This window comes from Ensifer adhaerens (genome assembly GCF_013283195.1).
Lineage (GTDB): Bacteria > Pseudomonadota > Alphaproteobacteria > Rhizobiales > Rhizobiaceae > Ensifer > Ensifer adhaerens_G.
The window spans coordinates 21,706-42,052 of record NZ_JABEKT010000007.1; the positions used below are offsets into that span (position 1 = coordinate 21,706).

Genomic DNA, 20,347 nt, shown 5'->3' on the forward strand with positions numbered 1-20,347 from the left:
TCAAAGTACTAGAGCTTCCTCATTGCGTTCTTCTGAACGCACGGTGTTCCACGCCGGCCCGTCGGGTCGGCGCGGAGCCTTGGCGGAAAACCGGCGTTGGTCTCTCCCGTTGGGGGAAGATCGACGGACGTTCGCGGATCGTCTTCCTTCCTGTTGATGACCCGTGAACCCATGCTCTCGATGGGAACCTTTTGATGTCGAATCCTCCGAAACCAGCGCTGGAGTGCCGTGATGTCACCGTGAAATTCGGCGACGTGACGGCATTGTCCGACGTTGCCGTCTCGTTTGCCCCCGGCCAGATCCATGCGGTCGTCGGCCAGAACGGCGCCGGCAAGACGACCTTCGCCCGCGTCGCTGCGGGACTCGTTCAGCCGACCGCCGGCGCGGTCGACGTTATGGGTGAAGAAATCCGCACTGGCCACGTCAGCCAGAGCCGGGCTGCGGGCGTGGAACTGGTTCACCAGAGTTTCGCCCTGCCGCCGTCCTTTACCGTCGCTGAGACCATGGAGTTCGGCGCGACCGGCAAAGGCGGCATCTACAGCCGCAAGAGCCTTGCCGAAAAATGGCAGTCGCATCTCGCCGGCCTCGACGTTCAGGTCGACCTGAACAGGAGGATTCGCGACCTGCCGATCGAAACCCAGCAGGGTATCGAGATTGCCAGAGCGCTGGTCATGGATGCGCGCGTTCTGATCCTCGATGAACCGACGGCCGTGCTGTCGCCGTCCAGCATCGACATGCTGTTTGCACGCGTCCGCCGTCTCAAAGAGCGCGGCGTGACAGTCATCCTCATCCTGCACAAGATCCGTGAGGTGCTCGGCATCGCCGACACGGTCACGGTGCTGCGCGGCGGCCGAAAGGTCGAAGGGCCGCTGCCGATCGCCGAGGTTTCGGCCGAGAGGCTCGCGAACCTCATCGTCGGCGATGCGATTGCCAAGACGCTCGACCGGCATGAGCGCGACGCGCTGGTTGGAACGAAATCACCAGTGGGCGAGGGCGCTGGTCATCTCGAAAATGCGAAGGGCCCAAGCGTGCTCTCCATGAAAGCCGTCTCGACGCGGCCCGATAGTGAAGGCACCGCGCTTGACAGCGTCGATCTGGATATTCGCCCCGGTGAGATCGTCGGCATCGCCGGCGTGGAGGGCAACGGACAGAAGACGCTGGTGCGCGCGATTTCGGCCCTTGCCGATCTGGCAAGCGGATCGATCCGACTTGCGGGAAATGATGTGACCGGCGAACCGCTCGCCGCCCGTCGCGCGATCGGCCTCAGGATCATTCCCTTCGAGCGCAATGTCGAAGGGCTAAGTCTCACCAGTTCCCTCTGGCAGAACTGGAGCGCAAGGGAACTTTTGCAGGGTAGGTTGCTCAGACTGATCCGCCCCTCAGCAGTGCGCGAAGCCTGCGACAGGTCGCTGAAGGACTGGAGCGTCCACTACCACAATTCCGCGCAGAAAGCGGGGTCGCTGTCGGGCGGCAACGCCCAGAAAGTGATCCTCGCGCGCGAGGTCGACCGCGAAGCCCGACTGATCATCGCGGCTCAGCCGACGCGGGGCCTCGACATCGGAGCCACCGCCTTCGTCTGGCAGGCGCTTCGGCAGGCGCGCGATCGCGGTGCCGCCATCCTCTTGATCTCGTCGGATCTCGACGAGCTCTTCGACATCTCCGACCGCGTCGTGGTGATGCTGTCTGGACAGGTGAACGGCGAATTCCGCGCGCCTTTCGACATCGCGTCGGTGGGTGCAGCCATGACCGATGCGGCCGCGAGGACAAGCGCATGAAAGACAGTCTTACCACGGTGGTCCGCAGCCTGATCTTCGTCGCCTTCGCGCTTATCCTGTGCGCGCTGGTGTTCCAGTTCGCCGGCTACAATGCGCTGACCATGCTCTGGGCGGTGGCCGATGGCGCCTTCCTGCGCAGTGGCGCGATCGAGCAAAGCCTCAGATGGGCACTGCCGCTGTTCATCACCGCGGTCGGCGTTGGGATCTCCTTCCGGGCAGGTTTCTTCAACATCGGTGCCCAGGGCCAATTCTATGTCGGCGCCATCTGCGCCGCCTTTGCCGCCGAGGCGTTCAAGGGCGGACCGGCTTTCCTCGTCATCCCGGCGCTGCTGATTTCCGGCATGCTCGGCGGCGCTCTCTGGGCGCTCTGGCCGGGGCTTCTCAGGCTGCGTTCGGGCACGGACGAGGTGATCACCACGTTGATGGGCAACTTCATGGCCGGCCTGCTTTTGGTCTACGTCACCTCAGGCCCGCTAAAGGACCCTTCGGGGTCCGGCCAGCAGGCATCGAGCCGCCCGCTCGATGCCGCTTACCGCATCTCGGACTCGCTCGGCCTCTCGCCGACTATCATCGCCATTGCTGCAGCGGTCGGCATCCTGATGTGGCTCCTGGTCAACCGCACCGCCTTCGGGGTTCTCGCGAGTCTTGCCGGTCGCAACGGCACCATGGTGGAGTGGCAGGGCGCGCGGCTCTGGAAGCTCGGCCTGTCGAGCTTCCTCATCTCGGGCGCGCTGGCCGGACTTGCCGGAACCATCGAGTTCATGGGGCCGAACGGCCGCATCGCATCCGGGTTCCTGCCTGCCCACGGCTTCACGGCGATCCTGATCGCGCTGGTCGCCAATCTCTCGGTGCTCGGCACGGCTGCGGCCGCGGTGTTCTTCGGCGGCCTTGCCTCCGCCGCACTCTATCTGCCGATCATGGCCGGGCTGCCGGCCGCCGCGATCGACATCATCAACGCGGCGATCGCGCTGTTCATCACGGCAAGGTCGAAGCTCGTCGACAGGGTATTGCGTTTCGGAGGGCGCCCGTCATGAACGAGATCATCATCGCCATCCTGCGCTCCGGAACGCCGCTGATCTACGTCACCCTTGCTGGCGTCATCGCACAGCGTGCAGGCGTCTGGAACCTCGGTCTCGAGGGCCTGATGATCATCGGCGCCTGCGCCACGATCGTCGGCATCATGCTGACCAATTCCATTCTCGCCGCCATCCTGATCGCAATTGTCATCTGCGTGCTTGCATCCATCCTCCTCTGGTTCGTGATCGACAGGCTCAAGGCCAATCCCATCATCGCCGGCCTCGGTCTGACCGGTCTTGGCATCGGCGGTACCGCGCTTGCCGTTCAGTCGATCTTCGGAAGCCAGGCGAGCGTGACTGCACCTTTCGGCATTCCCAAGCTTGGCCCGGCTTTCGGTGCCTATGGCGTGTTGTCGATCTCGGTTGCCGCCATGCCATTTGTCGTCTTCGGCATGTGGGTGCTGCTCCGCCGCACCCGGTTTGGGCTAAGGCTCGCCGCCTGTGGCGAACATCCCTTCGCAGCCCGCAGCGTCGGTGCCAATCCGTCGCGCATGCGCCTTGTGGCGCTTTCGATCGGCGGCGTTCTCTGCGCCATCGGTGGAGCGGAACTCGCAGCCGGAAGCCTGCAATTCTTCGCTCAAGGCATGACGGCCGGGCGTGGATTCATGGCGTTCGCCGCCGTCATCTTCGGCGCGTCCCATCCGGTGGGGGCAACTTTCGCCGCGCTGTTCTTCGCCGTCGTCGGCGCGCTCGGCATCCGGGCGCAGCTGATGTTTGGCGACAAGATCCCGCACGATCTGCTGCAGGCGCTCCCCTATCTCGCCACGGTCTTCGGGGTCTGGCTTTCGGGCAAGCTTCGCGGCGGTACAAAGGCCGCCAGCTCCTTCGCTGAACTCAAGGATCAATAGGAGGCACCATGACGTTTGCCCAACGCCATCCGATCCAGGATGTCTGCATCCTGGTCACCGACCTCGAGGCGTCGATCCGCTTCTATACGGAAAAGCTCGGCTTTGAGCTCAAGCATCGCGCCCCTAGCTTTGCCGATTTCACCGGCGCAGGGCTGACGCTGGCACTTTGGGAGCGGTCGCATATCGAGGTGCATGCCGATGTGCGCGTGCCCAAGGGGTCGGCCTCTGCCGTGCTCGTGGCGGTGCGGCTCGACAATCCCGCCGAGATCGACGGCCTTTACGCGGATCTCAAGAACGACGGCGTCGAATTCGTCAATCCGCCGGCAGACTACCCGTGGAATGCCCGGTGCCTCTATTTCCACGGGCCGGATGGCGAGATCTGGGAGCTCTACGCTTGGCTCGATGGCGGCGCTCCCGGCAAGGTGGCGCCATGACCCGCAAGCTGATCATTCTCACCGATCCCGGTCAGGACCAGGCAGCCGCCATCCTGATGATCCTCGGCCAACGCCAGGCCTTCGACGTTCTCGGACTGGTCGCAACTGCCGGCAACATCAACCTCGATCACACGATCGCCAATTGCCTGAAGCTAATGGAGCTGGCCGGTCGGCCTGATATTCCGGTCTTTGCCGGTTGCCCACACCCGATCATCCGCCCGCTTGTCATGGCCGAGCACGTGCATGGCCCGACCGGCCTTGACGGCCCGGACCTGCCACAGCCGAAGATCGCAGTGCAGCCAAAACACGGCGTTGATTTCATCATCGATACGGTGCGCGCCCACCCCGGCGAGATCACCATCTGCTCGCTCTCGCCGGTCACCAATCTCGCCATGTCCCTGCGCAAGGCACCTGATCTTGCCAGCAAGATCCACGAGGTCGTCGCGATGCTCGGCGCCTATTTCGAGGTTGGCAACATCACGCCGACGGCGGAGTTCAACTGCTATGTCGACCCCGAGGCCGCCGACATCGTGCTGAATTCCGGCATCAAGACCACGCTCCTGCCGCTCGATGTGACGCATAAAATGCGCTCGACGCCGGAACGCCTCGGTGCCATGCGCGCACTTGGCAACCGCTGCGGCGTGGCGACCGCCGAGATGCTGGAATTCTCCGAAGCCTTCGACCTCAAGAAATACGGCTGGGACGGTGCGCCGCTGCACGGCCCGTGCGTGCCGGCCTTCATGCTGGCGCCGGAGATGTTTTCGGGGCGGCAGATCAACGTTTCCGTTGAGCTCAACGGCACCCTGACGTCAGGCATGACGGTCGCCGACTGGTGGCAGATCACCGATCGGCCAAGGAATGTGTTCTATGTCACGGACGGCGATCCGATCACCTATTACGATCTTCTCCTGAAATCGCTGGAAAACCTTCCATGAGTGAAATCCTGATCCGCAACGCGACGATCGTGGCGATGGACGCCGGCCATGGCGCAGCGCCGTTTGCCGGTGACATCCTGATCGAGGGCGAGATCATCAAGGCGATCGGCGAAGCGCTCCTCGCCAGCCCGGACGCGCGGATCATCGACGGTCGCGGCAAGCTGGTAATGCCCGGACTGGTGAACGCGCACACCCATTCGAGCGAGACCTTTCTTCGTGGCCGCTACGAGCGCATGCCGCTCGAAATCTGGCTGCTTTATGCCTATCCGCTGCTGATGAACGACCCGATCGGCGAACGGCTGCTCTATCTGCGCAGCCTGCTGCTCGCCATGGAATCGCTGCGCACCGGCGTCACCACCTTCTGCGATGATTTCTTCGATCCGCCGCGCCATGATCTCGAGCGCCTTGCAACGGTCTTTCGCGCCTATGACGATGCCGGCATTCGCGCCAATGTTTCGAGCGCGGTGATGAACGTCCATACGCTCGATGCACTGCCCTTCGCGCGCGAGGTAATGCCGGCCGAGTTGCAGGCCCTTCTCGACTTTGGCCCGCCGATGACCGCGAATGCCTATATCGATTATTGCAAGTCGGCCTTCGCGAGCCTGCACGGCAAATCCGGCCGGCTGAATTTCATGATTGCCCCTTCGGCGCCGCAACGCTGCTCGCCGGACCTGATGGCCGCGTGCATGGATCTGGCGGTCGAACAGCACGTGCCCTTCCACACCCATATTCTGGAGACCAAGACGCAGGCCGTGACCGGCCACAGGCTGCACGGCAAATCGCTGATCGCCTACATGCACGATCTCGGCCTGTTGAAGCGCAACACGACGATTGCGCATTCGGTCTGGGTCAGCGACGAGGACATGCGGCTGATGGGGGAGGCCGGTGTCTCGGTTGCCCACAATGCCGTGTCGAACCTGAAGCTCGGTGCCGGCATAGCGCCGATCCGCCGCCTGCTCGATTCCGGGGTGACGATCGGCCTCGGTACCGACGGCGTCTCCTCGAACGATACATCCCGCATCTTCGACGTCATGCGTGTCGCCGGCCTCGTGCACAGCGCTGCCGGGCCTGATTACGAGAGCTGGTTGGCAGCCGACGAAATCCTGGCAATGGCAACCATCGGCGGTGCGAAGACGGCATTGCTGGAACAGGTCACCGGCTCGATCGAGGTCGGCAAGTCGGCCGACCTGCTGATCCTTGATCTGCGCAACTATCCCTTCATGCCGCTCAACGACGTCGCCAAACATCTGGTCTATTCGGAAAACGGCTCTTCGATCGAGACCGTGATGGTCGCAGGCCGGATCGTGATGGAGAAGGGGCGTCTGACCACAGTCGACGAACAGGCAGTCTTCGACGAGATTGCCGAACTGGTGCCGGCCTATCTTGCGGAACATGCCGAGCTGGAGCGTCGCAACAGTGTTTTCGAGCCGGTCATGGCGGAGATCCATCGCCGCGCGACCCGGATCGATATCGGCCTCAACCGGTATCAGGGGGATGGCGCGGCGGGGCGTATCAGGTTCTGATCCTGATTGCGCCGCTCAATGAACCGGGATCACGACGCCTAGGATCTGCTGCTCGAAGAACTTCGAGAAGGCCGCGATACGCGGCGGCAGCGCCTGGTAGGGCGGATAGTAAAGCGTTAGCCACAGATCCTGCGGCGCCCAGCCCTTGAAGGCATGGACGAGGCGTCCGGTCCGCAGATGTTCGGCGATATGAAAGCCGGGAAGCAGCGCCACGCCCGCACCGTCAGCCGCCATGTCGGCGAGGATCTCGCCGCTGTTGGCGCTGAAGGCCCGGCCTGCCGATATCGTCACCGATGAGCCGCCGTCCGAGAGAACCCAGTTTTCCCGGCGGCTCTCACCGCTATAGGCGAGACACTCTTCGGGCGTCAGTTCACCGGGATGGCTGAGGCCGGCGCAACGACTGCCCGGGGCTGCCACCAAAATGCGCGGTATCGCGCAGATCTTCCGCCAGATGGTGAACTTGTCGGAGGGCTGCGACGAGATGCGAATTGCCAGATCGTAGTCATCGTTGACGATGTTCACCATCCCGTCCGACAGCACGACTTCGAATGATATCTTCGGGTAGCGCTCCTTGAATCCGGAAATGATGGTCGGCAGAAAGGTTTTCCCAAGCCAGGTCGGCGCGCTGATCCGGAGCCGCCCTTCATCCGTCTTGTGGGTGTTCATGACGTCGCGGCGCGCGCGTTCGAGCGTTTCCATCGCCGGCTGGATCTGGGCTGCGAAAATGGCGCCGTCCGTCGTCAGCGACACCTGCCTTGTCGTTCGAACGAAGAGCTGAACACCAAGATCGGCTTCGAGTGCGGCGATCGCCCGGGTCACCGCCGCCGGCGTCATGTCGAGTTCGCGGGCGACCTGGGCGAAATTTCTCTTTTCGGCGGCCATCAGGAAGGTGCGGAGCGCTTTATAGTCGTTCATCTCATTATTTCAAAAATCGCAATTCATTCGAAATTAATATTGCAATTCCGCCGTGACGGCAATCTGCGTAGGTTTGTTTTCAGCAACAGACACCGGACAAAACGCAGGAAACAAGAGCCATGATCAAGGATATCAAGGGACTGCATCACGTGACATCGATGGCGTCGGACGCCGCGCGCAACAACGCATTCTTCACCGACACCCTCGGCCTGAGGCGAGTGAAGAAGACCGTCAACTTCGACGAGCCAAGCATCTACCATCTGTATTACGGCGACGAGACGGGTGCTGCCGGCACGGTGATGACATATTTCCCGTTCGACCACATGATGCGCGGTCGCCCCGGCGTCGGTGAAGTGGGCGAGACCCAGTTCGCTATCCCGAAGGGCACGCTCTCCTACTGGAAGGATCGCCTGACATCGCAGGGTGTCGCTGGCCTCAAGGCCGACACGATCTTCGGTGCCAACCGCCTGCGGTTCTCAGGCCCGGATGGGGACGGATTGGCGCTGGTCGAAAAGGCCGATGACGGGCGCTCCGCCTGGACCGGCGCCGGCGTGCCTGATGATGCAGCCATCCGCGGCTTTGCCGGCGCCAGATTGAGCCTGCATGACACGGCAGCCATGGAGGAACTTCTCGGTTTCATGGGCTACCAGCGCGCCGAAAAGGAAGGCAACGTTACGCGGCTGGTGATCCCCAACGGCAACGGTGCCGACACGATCGATCTCGAAGCGCTGCCGCAAACCACGTTTGCTCGCCAGGGTGCCGGCTCGGTCCACCACATCGCCTTTGCCGTCGAGGACCGCGCAGCACAGCTCGAGGTTCGCAAGGCGCTGATGGACACCGGCTACCAGGTCACGCCGGTCATTGACCGCGACTATTTCTGGGCAATCTACTTCCGCACCCCTGGCGGTGTATTGTTCGAAATCGCGACCAACGAGCCCGGCTTCAACCGTGACGAGGACACCGCCCATCTTGGTCAGGCGCTGAAGCTGCCGCAACGCTACGAACCCTTGCGCGACCGGATCGAGGCCGGCCTCGTGCCGCTCGCGGCCTGAAAGACGAATTGCGTGCGGGCCGGCCGGCTCTAGCCGCCCGCAGCTCCAATACCGGAAGGCCTGTCGCAGTAAGCCCGTAAACACAGTCTCCGACAGGTCGCGCCTATTCCGCTTAAAACCCGCCGCCAGACGGCACATCACGCACCAAGGAGAGACCCAATGTCCAAGCTCGAAGTCCTGACCCCGCAGAACAGCCAGCTCATCTTCATCGACCAGCAGCCGCAGATGGCCTTCGGCGTCCAGTCTATCGACCGCCAGACGCTGAAGAACAATGTCGTCGGCCTCGCCAAGGCGGCGAAAATCTTCAACATTCCGACGACGATCACGTCGGTCGAGACCGACAGTTTCTCGGGCAACACCTATCCCGAACTGCTCGGCGTCTTCCCGGAAAACGACATTCTCGAGCGCACCTCGATGAACTCCTGGGACGACCAGAATGTGCGCGATGCGCTGGCGAAAGGTGCGGCCGACGGCCGCAAGAAGATCGTCGTCTCGGGCCTGTGGACAGAGGTCTGCAACACCACCTTCGCGCTCTCGTGCCTCAACGACACCGACTACGAGATCTACATGGTGGCCGACGCCTCGGGCGGCACCTCTCTCGATGCCCACAAATATGCGATGGACCGCATGGTGCAGGCCGGCGTCATCCCGGTCACCTGGCAGCAAGTGCTGCTCGAATGGCAGCGGGACTGGGCGCGCAAGGAAACCTACGACGCCGTCACCGGCCTGGTGAAGGAGCATTCAGGCGCGTACGGCATGGGCATCGACTATGCGGTAACCCATGTCCACGGCGGTGCCGAGCGCGTCAGCCACGGCAAGCGGATCGGGCCTAACCCCGCCAAGTAACGATCGCCGGCCGCTCCGGCAGGATACGTCCTGCCGGAGCGATTTTCCCGTCATCCCGCGAGGTTACCCCATGAAAGTCTATCTTCTCTCCCTCGGTGCCGGCCTGCTGGTGGGGGTGATCTACAGCCTCCTGAATGTGCGCTCGCCCGCGCCGCCTGTCGTCGCACTCATCGGCCTGCTCGGAATTCTGGTCGGCGAGCAACTCGTGCCTTTGGCGAAGAGCGTCTGGGCGCGCGAGCCGGCTGCTCTGTCCTGGCTTCACCAGGTCAAGCCGCATATGTTCGGTCATCTGCCGAAAGGCGGTGCGCCGGTGACGACGGCCAGCAAGCACGCACCGGAGGATAAAGTCTGATGACGACGCGTCGAACCTTTCTGGGTGCGGCGACGAGCCTTGCCTTTCCCAGCCTGTTTTCACCTGTTGATGCCGCCGACCCCAGCAAGCCCGGAGCCGACCCCATGCATGCCGATATCATTCTTCACCGCGGGTTGATCACCACGCTCGACCGCGCCAATCCGAACGCCACGGCGATCGCCATCAAGGACGGCCTATTCCTGAAGGTCGGGACCGACGCCGAGGTGATGGCGCTTGCCGGGCCGGAGACGAAGATCATCGATCTCAAGGGTAGGCGCGTGCTGCCGGGACTGATCGACAACCATACACACGTGGTTCGTGGCGGCTTGAACTACAACATGGAACTGCGCTGGGACGGCGTTCGAAGCCTCGCCGACGCCATGGATATGCTGAAGCGACAGGTGGCGATTACCCCCGCACCGCAATGGGTTCGCGTCGTCGGCGGCTTCACCGAGCATCAGTTCGCCGAAAAGCGCCTGCCGACTATCGAGGAGATCAATGCGGTCGCGCCGGATACGCCGGTGTTCCTGTTGCACCTCTATGACCGCGCCTTGCTGAACGGTGCAGCCCTTCGCGCCGTCGGCTATACGAGAGACACGCCGAACCCGCCGGGCGGCGAGATCACCCGCGACGCCAACGGAAATCCGACCGGCATGCTGCTGGCCAAGCCGAACGCCGGCATCCTCTATTCGACGCTCGCCAAGGGCCCGAAGCTGCCCTTCGACTACCAGGTCAATTCCACCCGCCATTTCATGCGCGAGCTCAACCGGCTGGGCATCACCGGCGTCATCGATGCCGGCGGCGGCTTCCAGAACTATCCCGACGACTACGCCGTCATCCAGAAGCTTTCCGACGAAGACCAGCTGACCGTTCGCCTCGCCTACAATCTCTTCACCCAGAAGCCGAAGGAGGAAAAGCAGGACTTCCTCAATTGGACGCAGTCGGTGAAATACAAGCAGGGCAACGATTATTTCCGTCACAATGGTGCCGGCGAGATGCTGGTTTTCTCCGCCGCGGACTTCGAAGACTTCCGCCAGCCCCGGCCGGAGATGGGGCCGGAAATGGAAGGTGAACTGGAGGAGGTCGTTCGGGTGCTGGCCGAAAACCGCTGGCCCTGGCGCCTGCACGCCACCTATGACGAAACCATCACCCGCGCACTCGACGTCTTCGAAAAGGTCAACAAGGATATCTCGCTCGAAGGGCTGAACTGGTTCTTCGACCATGCCGAAACCATCTCGGATCGCTCGATCGACCGCATTGCCGCTCTCGGCGGCGGCATCGCTACCCAACATCGGATGGCCTACCAGGGCGAATACTTCGTCGAGCGTTACGGCCACGGCGTTGCCGAGGCGACACCGCCGATCAAGCGTATGCTCGAGAAGGGCGTCAACGTTTCTGCCGGCACGGATGCGACGCGCGTCGCATCCTACAATCCCTGGGTCTCGCTCTCCTGGATGGTAACGGGCAAGACCGTCGGCGGCATGCAGCTCTATCCCCGTGCCAATTGCCTCGACCGCGAAACGGCGCTGCGCATGTGGACTGAGAAAGTGACGTGGTTTTCCAACGAGGAAGGCAAGAAGGGACGGATCGAGAAGGGCCAGTTCGCCGATCTCCTCGTCCCGGACAAGGATTTCTTCTCCTGCGCCGAGGACGAGATTTCTTTCCTGACCTCGGAACTCACCATGGTGGGCGGCAAGATCGTCTACGCCGCCGGCGTCTTCAAGGCGCTTGATGAAAACGACGTGCCGCCGGCGATGCCGGATTGGTCGCCGGTCAGGGCTTTCGGCGGATACGCCGCCTGGGGCGAACCGGAAGGGGCAGGCAAGCGTTCGCTCCGCCGCACGGCCATTTCGACATGCGGCTGCGCCAGCGACTGCGGCGTGCACGGCCACGACCATGCCGGCGCCTGGACGTCGAAACTGCCGATCGCCGACCTCAAGGGTTTCTTTGGTGCACTCGGTTGCTCCTGCTGGGCCGTGTGAAGCCCTGCACTGCTATCAAGCAGGAACGGGCAGCCGATTGGCGCTGCCCGTCTTTTTCAAACCTCCCGGGCACCGTCATGCGTATGGCGTTTGCCTCCTCTTGCCGCCGGTAATTGTTGCAATATTCGCAATTAAATCGCAATAATTACTGCAATTGTTCGGAGCAATCATCCCGGGCAACATGGCCTCCATCAGACGAACACACCGTCGCTCTTACCCAAGAGCGAAGATCGCAGGAGCAGACATGACTGACCGTTCTCTTTCCATCCACCGCCCCGGTGGCCCACTGCACAGGTTTGCCGGGTCGCCCGTGACGCGGACGACAGCGCTTCTCGCCCTGTGCGCGGCCTATATCCAGGGGCCGCTCACCAAGATCTTCGATTTCGATGGCGCAATCGCCGAGATGGAGCATTTCGGTCTCAATCCGGCCGGCCTGTTCGCGGTTGGCGTGATCGTATTCGAGCTCATCGCTTCGGCCATGGTTGTCTCGGGTTACCTGCGTTGGCTTGGAGCGCTGGCTCTCGCTGTCTTCACCCTTCTTGCGACCTTCATCGCCCTTCGCTTCTGGGAGCTTGCGCCGGGCATGGAGCGGATGATGGCCACCAACGGCTTCTTCGAGCATCTTGGCCTTGCCGGCGCATTCGTCCTCGTCGCAGCGATCGACATCACCAAAGGAGCTGGCAAATGAGCGCTTCGAAGTCCAAGGGCGGCAGCTTCGCTCCGCTGCGCCAACCCGTCTTCGCTGTCCTCTGGGCCGCGACGGTTCTCGGCAACACCGGCAGTTTCATGCGCGATGTCGCCAGTTCCTGGCTGATGACGGATCTCTCCGCAGCGCCCGCCGCCGTCGCCATGGTGCAGGCAGCAGGCACCTTGCCGATCTTTCTCTTGGCAATTCCGGCGGGCGTCCTCTCCGATATATTAGACCGGCGAAAGTTTCTCATCGCTATCCAGCTTCTGCTTGCCTGTGTCAGCATAACCTTGATGACACTGTCGCATTTGGGGCTGTTGTCGGTCAGCGCCCTGATCGCGCTGACTTTCCTGGGTGGCATTGGCGCAGCCCTCATGGGCCCGACCTGGCAGGCGATCGTTCCGGAACTTGTGCCGCGGGAAGACGTAAAGAGCGCCGTCGCGCTGAATTCTCTGGGTATCAACATCGCGCGCTCCATCGGCCCGGCTGCGGGCGGTCTGCTGCTTGCCGCCTTTGGTGCCGCCGTCACCTACGGCGCAGACGTTGCGAGCTACATCCTCGTCATTGCAGCGCTGGTCTGGTGGCCGCGTGCCAAGAATGCGGATGATGCGCTTTCGGAAGGGTTCTTCGGGGCATTCCGGGCGGGCCTGCGCTATACCCGTGCCAGCAGGCCGCTGCATGTCGTTCTGCTGCGGGCGGCGATCTTCTTCGCCTTTGCCAGCGCCGTCTGGGCGTTGCTGCCGCTGGTGGCGCGCCAGCTTCTGGGCGGCGACGCCAGCTTCTACGGCATCCTGCTCGGCTCGGTCGGTGCCGGCGCGATCGGCGGCGCGCTCGTCATGCCGCGGCTGCGCCAGCATTTCGGCGCCGACGGCCTGCTGCTCGGATCCGCGCTAGTGACAGCACTGGTGATGGCTGCCCTGTCGCTGGCGCCGCCACAATGGCTGGCGGTTGTCATTCTACTCTTTCTCGGCGCCGCCTGGATCACCGCTCTCACCACCCTCAACGGTGCCGCTCAAGCCATCCTGCCGAACTGGGTGCGCGGTCGCGGGCTCGCCGTCTATCTCACCGTCTTCAATGGCGCGATGACGGCCGGCAGCCTCGGCTGGGGTGCCGTTGGCGAAATTGCCGGCATCTCGGGCACCTTGTTGATCGGTGCGGGCGGCCTGTTCGTGGCCGGATTAATCATGCACCGCATCAAACTGCCGGCGGGCGATGCCGATCTCGTTCCGTCCAATCATTGGCCGGAGCCGCTCGTTGCCGAACCGGTTCCCCATGATCGCGGTCCGGTGCTGATCCTGATCGAGTATCATATCGAAAAACATCACCGCACCGCATTCCTGCATGCGCTCGATGAACTGTCGCAGGAGCGCCGACGCGATGGCGCCTATGGCTGGGGCGTTACCGAAGATTCGGCCGACCCGGAAAAGATGGTCGAGTGGTTCATGGTCGAATCCTGGGCGGAGCATCTCAGGCAGCACAAGCGCGTGTCGCAGGCCGATGCCGACCTCCAGGGCAAGGTGCTCGCCTTTCACTCGGGCGCGGAAAAGCCTGTCGTCAGGCACTTCCTGACGATCAATCGGCCGGGTAGAGTACCGGCGTGACCAAGTGGAGGCGGTTCCCCGCCGCCTTCCTTTCATTGCGAAATGTGCAATTCAATCGACACTATTGTTGCAATTGCAGGCATTCTCTTCTCGGTCCAATATCCCTGCATAGACAATCACAACGCCGCGAAACCAACCTCTCTTCAAACAGTCAAAGGAGAAAAGATCATGGGCTTTGTCACCACCGCAGACGGAACCGAAATCTTCTACAAGGATTGGGGTCCGAAGGACGCCCAGCCGATCATGTTCCATCACGGCTGGCCGCTCAGCGCCGACGATTGGGACGGGCAGATGTTGTTCTTCCTGTCCAAGGGATACCGGGTGGTCGCGCACGACCGCCGTGGCCATGGACGTTCGTCGCAGGTCTCGGACGGCCACGATATGGATCATTACGCCGCCGACGCCTTTGCCGTCGTCGAGGCGCTCGATCTGAAGAATGCCGTCCATATCGGCCATTCGACCGGCGGCGGCGAAGTGGCGCGTTATGTCGCCAGGCACGGCGAACCTTCGGGACGCGTTGCCAAGGCAGTCCTGGTTTCGGCCGTGCCGCCGCTGATGCTCAAGACGGCGGCGAACCCCGAAGGCCTGCCGATCGAGGTCTTCGACGGTTTCCGCGCAGCACTCGCCGCCAACAGGGCGCAGTTCTTCCGCGACGTGCCCGCCGGTCCGTTCTACGGCTTCAACCGCGACGGCGCGACAGCATTGGAGGGCGTGATCCAGAATTGGTGGCGGCAAGGCATGATGGGCAGCGCCAAGGCCCATTACGAGGGCATCAAGGCCTTTTCGGAAACCGACCAGACGGAAGACCTGAAGGCCATCGGCGCTCCGACCCTGGTCCTGCATGGTGACGACGACCAGATCGTTCCGATCGCCGACGCCGCGCTGAAATCGATCAAGCTTTTGAGAAACGGTACCCTGAAGACCTACCCAGGCTTCGGCCACGGCATGCTGACGCTCAATGCCGACGTCCTCAACAACGACCTGCTCGCCTTCATCAGGGCCTGACATCGCATGAGAAGGGGTGCGGCGCCTTCCGCCGCATCCCACGTCCCTCGACACCGCCCGCCGTATCTCTGCTGCGACCTTTGCCGCACTGTCGGCAAGCGGCGCCCGGATCGGCCGCAACTCCCCCCCTATAGCAACGGTTCAACCAAGGGCATCGTCCGCGGGCTGGATAACGCACAGATCACCCGTTACGGCGAGCCCGTGCGCGCCCTCCATCACGCGGAGCGCCTTGCCGAGACGGCGCCGGGCCCAGCTTCCCGGCAGATGCCGCCGCTATGCTGAACCACCTGGCGCACCACACTTGCGGCGGACAAAGCCGAAACGCTCGCCCTTTGACCGACATGTCGTCTTCCACGTCTTGCGCCGGGAAGGAACGGTTGCCGCCTTGACGCTGAACTGGTTTCCGAAACGGCAATTCAAATACCAATACTTCCGTTTCGGAATATTTTGTTTGACTCAATTCCGGTTCGGCACATAAGGTACCCCTCAGATAAACCTGAGGAGCATCTCGTGACGAACCGAGACGATCTGGACGAGCTCGACCGAACGGTCATTTCCATGTTGACAGAGGATGGGCGCCTTTCCGCATCGGAAATTGCCGGACGCATCGGCAATGTTTCCGAGCGCACGGTGCGTAACCGCATCGCCGCTCTCCTGCAAAATCGGCACATCGTTATCGGCGCCATCCCCGATCCGACAGCCATCGGCCGCGACGTTCAGGCGGAATTGTTGATCGAGGTCGAACCCGGCAAGGCCGATGAGGTTGCCGCCGAACTCGGCGAATATGACGAAGTCGGATATCTGGCGGCGATCACTGGGCGTTACACGCTGGCCGCATCCGTCTTTTTCGACACCAACGCCGAACTTTTCGAATTCACCGAGGGGACCGTCGGCAAGATTCCAGGTGTGAACCGGGTCGTCACCAACATGATCCTGCGGATGTACAAGATCTACGGCACCCGTACGACGGCACTCAGCCAGCGTGAGCCGCAGCCGAATGGCGCGGGGCGTCGCGCCAGGAGGGCGAAATGATCGAGCGATTGCGCATTGGCGTAGACGTTGGCGGAACGAACACGGACGCGGCACTGCTGCGGGGCAACGAAGTTCTCGCGACAATCAAGACGGCGACAACCGAAAACGTCACGGACGGCGTCTCAGGCGCGATCCGCTCTGTGCTTTCGGCTGCAGGCATCGCCGGTTATCAGATCGGTGCCGTGATGATCGGCACGACGCACTTTCTGAACGCCCTCGTCGAGCGCCGCCGCCTGCAGCGCACAGGCGTGTTGAGGCTTTGCGGATCATCCACGCGCGCCCTGCCGCCGATGATCGACTGGCCTGACGATCTCAAGCGCGTCGTCGACGGCGGGGCGGCACTTGTCGGAGGCGGAGTAAACTATGACGGCTCGGCGATCGCCTCGCTCGACGCTGATGCGATCCGGCAGGCTTGTAACGACTGGCGAAGCCGCGGCATCAACGCAATTGCCATTTGCTCGGTGTTTGCACTGGTCGATCCCCGCATGGAACAGCAGGCGGCGGCCATCGTTGCAGAGGAACTGCCGGGGGCATCGATCAGCCTCTCACACCGCATTGGCCGAACCGGCCTCTTGCAGCGCGAGAGCGCGACCATCCTCAATGCCAGCCTCCACCGTATCGGGCATGAGACGATTGCGGCTTTCCGCCACGCCTTTGGCGAACTGGGCCTTTCCTGCCCGCTTTACCTGACCCAGAACGACGGGACCTTGATGTCGGCTGACTACGCCGAGCGTTTTCCGGTCTTCACCATCGCTTCCGGGCCTACCAATTCCATGCGCGGTGCGGCCTTTCTCACCGGATTGAAAGACGCTGTTGTCATCGATATCGGCGGCACGACGACGGACATCGGCATGCTGATCGGCGGCTTCCCGCGCAGCCGCGGCGAAGGGGCTGCGATTGCCGGCGTACCCACGAACTTCCGGGTGCCAGATGTCTTCTCGTTCGGCCTTGGTGGCGGCAGTATCGTTCGCGACGGGGCGCACATCGGGCCCGAATCCGTGGGCTTCCGCCTGCCGGAAAAGGCAATCTGCTTCGGTGGCAACACATTGACGGCAACCGATGTTGCCGTTGCCGCCGGTCTCGTCGATCTCGGCGACAAGACGCGCCTGAAGCATCTCGACGGCGCGATGGTGACCGCTGCACTCGCCAAGATGAAAAGCGACGTCGAGGCCGTGGTCGATCAGATGAAGCCAGGCCCGGAGCCGATCCCGGCGATCCTTGTCGGTGGCGGATCGGTGCTGATCGACGGTCTCCTTGAAGGAACGAGCGTCTCGCTGCGGCCTGACCACTTCGGCTCGGCCAATGCCATCGGTGCTGCGATCGCCCAGGTCTCTGGCGAGGTTGACAACATCGTATCGCTCGACGGCCAGTCGCGACAGGCGGCGCTCGATGGCGTCATCGCCGAAGCGCGCCGACGCGCGGTCGAGGCGGGGGCGGCCGAAGACACGGTGACGCTCGCCGAAATCGATGAAACGCCGCTCTCCTATCTGCCCGGCAATGCCATGCGGATCGCGGCCAAGGTGGTGGGGGATCTCAACCCATGAAGTTCTGGAACTTGCAGGAAAGCGATATCGATCGGATAGCGCTCGGCGCCGGCATCCTTGGCACCGGCGGCGGCGGAAGCCCATATCTCGGCGCACTGATGGCCAAGGCCCAGCTTCGCCAGGGGCGCCAGATCAGGGTGGTTCGCCCGGCCGATCTTGCCCCGGATGCCATGGTGCTAGCCCTCGGCGGCATCGGTGCGCCAACCGTCGGCATCGAAAAGATGGACGAGGGCGACGAAGGCATACGGGTGCTGCGCTCGATCGAAGCCTTGATCGGGCGCCGGATCGACGCCGTCATCGCCGATGAAATCGGTGGCGCCAATGGCATCTCGCCGATGATGACGGCGGCAAAGCTCGACATTCCCGTCGTCGACGCCGATGGCATGGGGCGCGCCTTTCCCGAGGTGCAGATGACGACCTTCTTCATCAACGGTCATCCTTCCGCACCTTCTGCGCTGGCCGACGCGTCCGGAAATGTCCTTGTCGTCACGGACGCGACCAGCCCGGAAATGCTGGAAAAGCTGATGCGCGCCGGGACGATCGCGATGGGGTGCACGGCGCATATGTGCACGGCGCCGATGAGCGGCGATTTCGTGCGCCGGTTCGGCGTTCCCCACACGGTAAGCCAAGCCTGGCGGCTTGGCGACGCTGTGCTTGCCGCACGTGCAGCCAAGACGGATCCGGTGGCAGCCGTGTTGAATCTAGAAGGCGGGGCGCTGCTGCTGCAGGGCAAGGTCGTCGATATCGCTCGCAAGATCGAAGGCGGCTTCGTGCGCGGGCGGATGACGGTCGCCGGGCTTGGCGCGTTCGCGGGTCGCTCTGTCGAAGTCGATATTCAGAATGAATATCTGGTCGCGCGCGAGGACGGCCGCACCCTGGCGATGGTCCCCGACCTGATCTGCATGGTTGATAGCGAAACGGGCCGCCCGATCGCAACGGAGGAACAGCGCTACGGCTTGCGGGTCAGCGTCATCGCGATACCGTCACCGGGGCTGTTGCGGACCGAGCGGGCGCTTGCATCCGTCGGGCCACGCGCTTTCGGCTACGCGTTCGATTTCGAGCCGTTGGGTGAGCCGAATGCGGCTGAACCCGTGAATGCCTATGTCAACGAGAAACAGATGGAGCGCGAAACCCTTTCGGCTCCCGTGGGAGCACTGTGATGAAGAGTCGCGATCTGCTGAAAACTGTTGGTTTTGCTGCTCTTGCCCTGGGTGCCGGAGTGCCCGTCCTGCGCGGGCGCCAGGCGATCGCCGCTGATGGCACGTCCATCTTCACGCTCGCCTATCCCGCGGGATTTCCCGATCTCGATCCCGCCACCTCGTTTTCGAACGACGGCGCCGTGCTTGCAAATACCTATGAGACGCTGACGCGCTACATTCCGGCGCGCGACGGTGCGGAGGCCAAGGTGGAGCCGTTGCTGGCCGAAAGCTGGCAGGCTTCGCCGGACGGCCTGACCTGGACCTTCCGCCTGCGGCCAGGCGTCAAGTTCCATGATGGAGCGGATCTGACGGCACAGGCGGTGAAAGCCTCGATCGAACGGACCAAGAAGATCGGCGGCGGCGCTTCCTTCATCTGGGCGCCGGTCGAGACAATCGAGACGCCGGACACAGCAACCGTGATCATGCGCCTCAAGACCGCGCAGCCGATGGATATCACCGCAGCCGCCGGTTTTGCGGCGTGGATCTACAGCCCCGCCTCGATCGACAAGGACAATGCCTGGTTCAATGCCGGCAACAGCGCAGGCACCGGCCCCTACAGGATCGAATCCTACGAGCCCGGCCAGCGCGCGATCCTCACCCGCAACGACAGCTATTGGGGCGGCTGGTCCGAGGGTGCCTTCGACAAGGTGGTCTTTGAGATCATCGAAGATGTGGTGCTGGCCCAGAGCAAGCTCGAAAGCGGCGAGGCCGACTGGACCTTCGGCATCCCCTACGACAATCTCGAAAGTCTGAAAGAGCATCCCGAGCTGAGCGTTGTTTCAAACCCGTCCTTCGAAACGCTTGTCGGCATGTATAACACGCGCCGTGCGCCCCTCGACAACGCCAAGGTGCGTCAGGCACTCTCGATCGCCTTTCCCTATGACGATGTCATCTCTGCCGGAACCGCCGGTCTCGGCGCGCGCGCCAGGGGTGTCATCCCGCCAGGTATCTGGGGACACGATGCGGAGGCGCCGATCCCGGCAACGGATCTCGACAAGGCCCGAGCCTTGCTGGCGGAGGCCGGTATTGCCGAAGGCGGACTGGAACTGACGCTCACCTATGCGACGGGCGACGCGCTCGAAGCGCTGGCTGGCGAACTGTGGAAGGCCAATCTCGAACAGTTGGGTATTACGCTGACGCTGCAGCCGATGGCCTGGGAGGCGCAGTGGCAACTGGCCAAAGCCGACCCTGCCGCAGGGCAGGACATCTTCCTGATGTACTGGTGGCCAACCTTCGTCACGCCCTACGATTACCTGTTCAACCTGTTCCATTCCGAGACCGCACCGAATTTCAACCTCGGCTATTACGCCAATCCGGAATTCGACAAGCTAATTGACGAGGCGAACACGCTGTCGGCGACCGACAGACATGCGGCGGAGGTCTCGTTCAAGAAGGCGCAGCGCATCTTGATCGACGAGGCGGCAGCGGTGTTTGTCGTCGACAAGCCCAACGTCCACATTATCCGCGCAGATATCAAGAACTACGCCGACAACCCGGCCTATGGCCACGTGACCTTCGTCCACGAACTGAGCCGCTAGGG

General features: G+C 62.8%; 18 protein-coding genes. 17 read left to right on the forward strand and 1 reads right to left on the reverse strand.

From position 1 onward, the window contains the following. Positions 1 to 194: 194 nt before the first annotated feature. Genes LPJGGPFB_RS32315 through LPJGGPFB_RS32340 form a run of 6 tightly spaced genes read left to right on the forward strand, consistent with a single transcriptional unit; the run spans position 195 to position 6,591 of the window. Positions 195 to 1,775: an ABC transporter ATP-binding protein gene (locus LPJGGPFB_RS32315; protein WP_173424002.1), complete on the forward strand. Its 1,581-nt coding sequence runs from the start codon at positions 195 to 197 to the stop codon at positions 1,773 to 1,775. Continuing rightward, positions 1,772 to 2,809 (forward strand): ABC transporter permease, encoded by a 1,038-nt coding sequence (locus LPJGGPFB_RS32320; protein WP_173424003.1) that lies wholly within the window; start codon positions 1,772 to 1,774, stop codon positions 2,807 to 2,809. The genes LPJGGPFB_RS32315 and LPJGGPFB_RS32320 overlap by 4 nt, the downstream gene beginning before the upstream one ends. Beyond that, on the forward strand, positions 2,806 to 3,699 hold the full coding sequence (locus tag LPJGGPFB_RS32325) for an ABC transporter permease (protein WP_173424004.1): 894 nt from the start codon (positions 2,806 to 2,808) through the stop codon (positions 3,697 to 3,699). The genes LPJGGPFB_RS32320 and LPJGGPFB_RS32325 overlap by 4 nt, the downstream gene beginning before the upstream one ends. 8 nt (positions 3,700 to 3,707) lie before the next feature. Next, complete coding sequence (locus tag LPJGGPFB_RS32330; protein WP_173424005.1) at positions 3,708 to 4,133, forward strand: VOC family protein; 426 nt, start codon at positions 3,708 to 3,710, stop codon at positions 4,131 to 4,133. Further along, positions 4,130 to 5,068: a nucleoside hydrolase gene (locus tag LPJGGPFB_RS32335; protein ID WP_173424006.1), complete on the forward strand. Its 939-nt coding sequence runs from the start codon at positions 4,130 to 4,132 to the stop codon at positions 5,066 to 5,068. Before LPJGGPFB_RS32330 ends, LPJGGPFB_RS32335 begins: the two co-directional genes overlap by 4 nt. Further along, a complete protein-coding gene (locus LPJGGPFB_RS32340; RefSeq protein WP_173424007.1) occupies positions 5,065 to 6,591 on the forward strand; it encodes an amidohydrolase family protein in 1,527 nt (508 codons plus the stop codon). Before LPJGGPFB_RS32335 ends, LPJGGPFB_RS32340 begins: the two co-directional genes overlap by 4 nt. Positions 6,592 to 6,606: 15 nt before the next feature. On the opposite strand, the gene LPJGGPFB_RS32345 is transcribed toward LPJGGPFB_RS32340, so the two are convergent. After that, positions 6,607 to 7,506 (reverse strand): LysR family transcriptional regulator, encoded by a 900-nt coding sequence (locus tag LPJGGPFB_RS32345; RefSeq protein WP_173424008.1) that lies wholly within the window; start codon positions 7,504 to 7,506, stop codon positions 6,607 to 6,609. 119 nt (positions 7,507 to 7,625) lie between these two features. On the opposite strand from LPJGGPFB_RS32345, the gene LPJGGPFB_RS32350 reads away from it, so the two are divergent. The 11 genes from LPJGGPFB_RS32350 to LPJGGPFB_RS32400 all read left to right on the forward strand — a co-directional run bounded on the left by LPJGGPFB_RS32350 (position 7,626) and on the right by LPJGGPFB_RS32400 (position 20,345). Next, positions 7,626 to 8,558, forward strand: a complete 933-nt coding sequence (locus LPJGGPFB_RS32350) for a VOC family protein (protein ID WP_173424009.1) — start codon at positions 7,626 to 7,628, stop codon at positions 8,556 to 8,558. Between the two features lie 159 nt (positions 8,559 to 8,717). Further along, the gene (locus tag LPJGGPFB_RS32355) at positions 8,718 to 9,404 is read left to right on the forward strand and encodes a hydrolase (RefSeq protein ID WP_112815779.1); all 687 of its coding nucleotides are present in this window, start codon (positions 8,718 to 8,720) and stop codon (positions 9,402 to 9,404) included. A gap of 70 nt (positions 9,405 to 9,474) precedes the next feature. Next, positions 9,475 to 9,756, forward strand: a complete 282-nt coding sequence (locus LPJGGPFB_RS32360; RefSeq protein WP_173424010.1) for a XapX domain-containing protein — start codon at positions 9,475 to 9,477, stop codon at positions 9,754 to 9,756. Continuing rightward, positions 9,756 to 11,738, forward strand: a complete 1,983-nt coding sequence (locus LPJGGPFB_RS32365; RefSeq protein WP_173424011.1) for an amidohydrolase — start codon at positions 9,756 to 9,758, stop codon at positions 11,736 to 11,738. Before LPJGGPFB_RS32360 ends, LPJGGPFB_RS32365 begins: the two co-directional genes overlap by 1 nt. Before the next feature lie 244 nt (positions 11,739 to 11,982). After that, on the forward strand, positions 11,983 to 12,426 hold the full coding sequence (locus LPJGGPFB_RS32370; RefSeq protein WP_173424012.1) for a DoxX family protein: 444 nt from the start codon (positions 11,983 to 11,985) through the stop codon (positions 12,424 to 12,426). Continuing rightward, positions 12,423 to 14,027, forward strand: coding sequence for an MFS transporter (locus tag LPJGGPFB_RS32375; RefSeq protein WP_173424013.1), 1,605 nt, complete (start codon positions 12,423 to 12,425; stop codon positions 14,025 to 14,027). Before LPJGGPFB_RS32370 ends, LPJGGPFB_RS32375 begins: the two co-directional genes overlap by 4 nt. 168 nt (positions 14,028 to 14,195) lie before the next feature. Next, positions 14,196 to 15,032, forward strand: coding sequence for an alpha/beta fold hydrolase (locus LPJGGPFB_RS32380; RefSeq protein WP_173424014.1), 837 nt, complete (start codon positions 14,196 to 14,198; stop codon positions 15,030 to 15,032). A gap of 510 nt (positions 15,033 to 15,542) precedes the next feature. Continuing rightward, positions 15,543 to 16,064, forward strand: coding sequence for an Lrp/AsnC family transcriptional regulator (locus LPJGGPFB_RS32385; RefSeq protein ID WP_173424015.1), 522 nt, complete (start codon positions 15,543 to 15,545; stop codon positions 16,062 to 16,064). Next, the gene (locus LPJGGPFB_RS32390) at positions 16,061 to 17,608 is read left to right on the forward strand and encodes a hydantoinase/oxoprolinase N-terminal domain-containing protein (RefSeq protein ID WP_173424016.1); all 1,548 of its coding nucleotides are present in this window, start codon (positions 16,061 to 16,063) and stop codon (positions 17,606 to 17,608) included. The genes LPJGGPFB_RS32385 and LPJGGPFB_RS32390 overlap by 4 nt, the downstream gene beginning before the upstream one ends. After that, positions 17,605 to 18,768, forward strand: a complete 1,164-nt coding sequence (locus LPJGGPFB_RS32395) for a DUF917 domain-containing protein (protein ID WP_173424017.1) — start codon at positions 17,605 to 17,607, stop codon at positions 18,766 to 18,768. The genes LPJGGPFB_RS32390 and LPJGGPFB_RS32395 overlap by 4 nt, the downstream gene beginning before the upstream one ends. Beyond that, complete coding sequence (locus LPJGGPFB_RS32400) at positions 18,768 to 20,345, forward strand: ABC transporter substrate-binding protein (protein ID WP_173424018.1); 1,578 nt, start codon at positions 18,768 to 18,770, stop codon at positions 20,343 to 20,345. Before LPJGGPFB_RS32395 ends, LPJGGPFB_RS32400 begins: the two co-directional genes overlap by 1 nt. Positions 20,346 to 20,347 lie beyond the last annotated feature (2 nt).

What these genes read in the sequence shown, in the direction of transcription:
- LPJGGPFB_RS32365 (WP_173424011.1), top strand. Translation starts at nt 9,756, where the DNA reads ATGACGACGCGTCGAACCTTTCTGGGTGCGGCGACGAGCCTTGCCTTT.
- LPJGGPFB_RS32345 (WP_173424008.1), bottom strand. Translation starts at nt 7,506, where the DNA reads ATGAACGACTATAAAGCGCTCCGCACCTTCCTGATGGCCGCCGAAAAG.
- LPJGGPFB_RS32330 (WP_173424005.1), top strand. Translation starts at nt 3,708, where the DNA reads ATGACGTTTGCCCAACGCCATCCGATCCAGGATGTCTGCATCCTGGTC.
- LPJGGPFB_RS32350 (WP_173424009.1), top strand. Translation starts at nt 7,626, where the DNA reads ATGATCAAGGATATCAAGGGACTGCATCACGTGACATCGATGGCGTCG.
- LPJGGPFB_RS32320 (WP_173424003.1), top strand. Translation starts at nt 1,772, where the DNA reads ATGAAAGACAGTCTTACCACGGTGGTCCGCAGCCTGATCTTCGTCGCC.
- LPJGGPFB_RS32325 (WP_173424004.1), top strand. Translation starts at nt 2,806, where the DNA reads ATGAACGAGATCATCATCGCCATCCTGCGCTCCGGAACGCCGCTGATC.
- LPJGGPFB_RS32375 (WP_173424013.1), top strand. Translation starts at nt 12,423, where the DNA reads ATGAGCGCTTCGAAGTCCAAGGGCGGCAGCTTCGCTCCGCTGCGCCAA.
- LPJGGPFB_RS32380 (WP_173424014.1), top strand. Translation starts at nt 14,196, where the DNA reads ATGGGCTTTGTCACCACCGCAGACGGAACCGAAATCTTCTACAAGGAT.
- LPJGGPFB_RS32400 (WP_173424018.1), top strand. Translation starts at nt 18,768, where the DNA reads ATGAAGAGTCGCGATCTGCTGAAAACTGTTGGTTTTGCTGCTCTTGCC.
- LPJGGPFB_RS32340 (WP_173424007.1), top strand. Translation starts at nt 5,065, where the DNA reads ATGAGTGAAATCCTGATCCGCAACGCGACGATCGTGGCGATGGACGCC.
- LPJGGPFB_RS32370 (WP_173424012.1), top strand. Translation starts at nt 11,983, where the DNA reads ATGACTGACCGTTCTCTTTCCATCCACCGCCCCGGTGGCCCACTGCAC.
- LPJGGPFB_RS32355 (WP_112815779.1), top strand. Translation starts at nt 8,718, where the DNA reads ATGTCCAAGCTCGAAGTCCTGACCCCGCAGAACAGCCAGCTCATCTTC.
- LPJGGPFB_RS32390 (WP_173424016.1), top strand. Translation starts at nt 16,061, where the DNA reads ATGATCGAGCGATTGCGCATTGGCGTAGACGTTGGCGGAACGAACACG.
- LPJGGPFB_RS32360 (WP_173424010.1), top strand. Translation starts at nt 9,475, where the DNA reads ATGAAAGTCTATCTTCTCTCCCTCGGTGCCGGCCTGCTGGTGGGGGTG.
- LPJGGPFB_RS32335 (WP_173424006.1), top strand. Translation starts at nt 4,130, where the DNA reads ATGACCCGCAAGCTGATCATTCTCACCGATCCCGGTCAGGACCAGGCA.
- LPJGGPFB_RS32315 (WP_173424002.1), top strand. Translation starts at nt 195, where the DNA reads ATGTCGAATCCTCCGAAACCAGCGCTGGAGTGCCGTGATGTCACCGTG.
- LPJGGPFB_RS32395 (WP_173424017.1), top strand. Translation starts at nt 17,605, where the DNA reads ATGAAGTTCTGGAACTTGCAGGAAAGCGATATCGATCGGATAGCGCTC.